Raw genomic sequence first — 2,612 nt, forward strand, 5'->3', positions numbered from 1 at the left:
GAGATTCTTTAGAGATCGAGAGATAAAAAAAAGAAAAAATAAGTTTTGGAAAAGTAAAAAGGTTTACTACCTTTGCAGACCCAAACGGAGGGTTGCTTTGAGGAGCAAAAGAAGTTAAAAAGCCGGAGCGATTCCGGTAATAAAAATGAARAGTTAAGAAGGTAAAACTTCGACAACATATAGCGGATTCGGATGATGAAGCGAGAAAGTTCTTTTAAGAAATAGAAAATCATGTAGAGTAACACGGAAGCAGAAAGCGGAAGGCGTAAAGCAGGAAGCAAGAGGCRGAAGRGTTATGATAACAAAAGTTAGATACTGTATAAAGATATAATAATTATACAGATTCTATTATTAATAATAGGGTCAGTGAACAAACAAAACATTTTACAATGGAGAGTTTGATCCTGGCTCAGGATGAACGCTAGCGGCAGGCCTAATACATGCAAGTCGGACGGGATAGGAGAGCTTGCTTTCCTTGAGAGTGGCGCACGGGTGCGTAACACGTATGTAACCTACCTTGTTCAGGGGGATAGCCTCTCGAAAGAGAGATTAAGACCGCATAACATTAAGTTGTGGCATCGCAATTTAATCAAATATTTATAGGAACAAGATGGGCATGCGGAACATTAGCTAGTTGGTAAGGTAACGGCTTACCAAGGCTACGATGTTTAGGGGATCTGAGAGGATGACCCCCCACACTGGTACTGAGACACGGACCAGACTCCTACGGGAGGCAGCAGTAAGGAATATTGGTCAATGGGCGGAAGCCTGAACCAGCCATGCCGCGTGCAGGAAGACGGCCCTACGGGTTGTAAACTGCTTTTGTACCAGAATAAACCTTTCTTCGTGAAGAAAGCTGAATGTATGGTAAGAATAAGGATCGGCTAACTCCGTGCCAGCAGCCGCGGTAATACGGAGGATCCAAGCGTTATCCGGATTTATTGGGTTTAAAGGGTGCGTAGGTGGCTTATTAAGTCAGGGGTGAAAGACGGTAGCTTAACTATCGCAGTGCCTTTGATACTGATGAGCTTGAATGAACTAGAGGTAGGCGGAATGTGACAAGTAGCGGTGAAATGCATAGATATGTCACAGAACACCAATTGCGAAGGCAGCTTACTATGGTTAAATTGACACTGAGGCACGAAAGCGTGGGGATCAAACAGGATTAGATACCCTGGTAGTCCACGCCCTAAACGATGAATACTCGATGTTGGCGATATACGGTCAGCGTCTAAGCGAAAGCGTTAAGTATTCCACCTGGGGAGTACGCCCGCAAGGGTGAAACTCAAAGGAATTGACGGGGGCCCGCACAAGCGGAGGAGCATGTGGTTTAATTCGATGATACGCGAGGAACCTTACCCGGGCTTGAAAGTTAGTGAATTGAGCAGAGACGCTCAAGTCCTTCGGGACACGAAACTAGGTGCTGCATGGCTGTCGTCAGCTCGTGCCGTGAGGTGTTGGGTTAAGTCCCGCAACGAGCGCAACCCCTATGTTTAGTTGCCAGCACGTTAAGGTGGGGACTCTAAACAGACTGCCTATGCAAATAGAGAGGAAGGAGGGGACGACGTCAAGTCATCATGGCCCTTACGTCCGGGGCTACACACGTGCTACAATGGATGGTACAGAGGGCCGCTACCTGGCAACAGGATGCCAATCTCTTAAAGCCATTCACAGTTCGGATCGGGGTCTGCAACTCGACCCCGTGAAGTTGGATTCGCTAGTAATCGCGTATCAGCAATGACGCGGTGAATACGTTCCCGGGCCTTGTACACACCGCCCGTCAAGCCATGGAAGCTGGAAGTGCCTGAAGTGCGTAACCGCAAGGAGCGTCCTAGGGTAAAGTCGGTAACTGGGGCTAAGTCGTAACAAGGTAGCCGTACCGGAAGGTGTGGCTGGAATACCTCCTTTCTGGAGCAGTATCGAACGAGATATCGTAACAAGTTACCTACATGATTATTTCTTAAAATTGGTTGATTGAGTTTGATTAGTTGATTAAGTGAGTGGTTTAGGCCATACATTAAATCACTAATTCAATAATTCAGTCATTCAATAATTAAACACAAAAAGGAAACCCAAAAGATGAAGCCATCTATGTGGAGCTAGGCCGAAAGGTGAGTGAAGGATAAGGTAGGCAGTCAGCAGTTGGCGGTAAGCAGTTAGCAGTTAGCACGAAAGTGAAGCTAAGACTGCAAACTGAGAACTCAAAACTGCAAACTAAAAAAAAGTCCTGTAGCTCAGCTTGGTTAGAGCACTACACTGATAATGTAGGGGTCAGCAGTTCAAATCTGCTCGGGACTACTATTGGAGCGAAAAGCAGAAAGCCAAAAGCAGAAAGCATTAAACTTCAGGCGAAGAAAGAAAGGAAAAAAGCTTTATGCTTTAAGCCTTAAGCTTTCAGCTCATCTAAGGGGGATTAGCTCAGCTGGCTAGAGCACCTGCCTTGCACGCAGGGGGTCAACGGTTCGAATCCGTTATTCTCCACCACACCCTCCGTTTTCCGAAAGGAATAGGATATAATGCAAATAGACCATTTAAGAGTTAAATGGAATAGGGGTAAAGTTCTTTGACATATTGGAAGAAGTAATAAAAAAGAGAAGACAACAGTATAGAGG

2 tRNA genes and 1 rRNA gene are annotated in these 2,612 nt (G+C 45.6%); all 3 read left to right on the top strand.

The features are described 5' to 3' along the window. The first annotated feature begins 386 nt into the window (after positions 1-386). The 3 genes from AC1DV1_RS31170 to AC1DV1_RS31180 all read left to right on the top strand — a co-directional run bounded on the left by AC1DV1_RS31170 (position 387) and on the right by AC1DV1_RS31180 (position 2,484). A 16S ribosomal RNA gene (locus AC1DV1_RS31170) occupies positions 387-1,908 on the top strand. 315 nt (positions 1,909-2,223) lie between these two features. Further along, positions 2,224-2,298 (top strand) — tRNA-Ile (locus tag AC1DV1_RS31175). Between the two features lie 109 nt (positions 2,299-2,407). Continuing rightward, a tRNA-Ala gene (locus tag AC1DV1_RS31180) sits at positions 2,408-2,484 on the top strand. Positions 2,485-2,612: the final 128 nt, after the last annotated feature.

This window comes from Mucilaginibacter sp. P4_D1 (assembly GCF_056401935.1).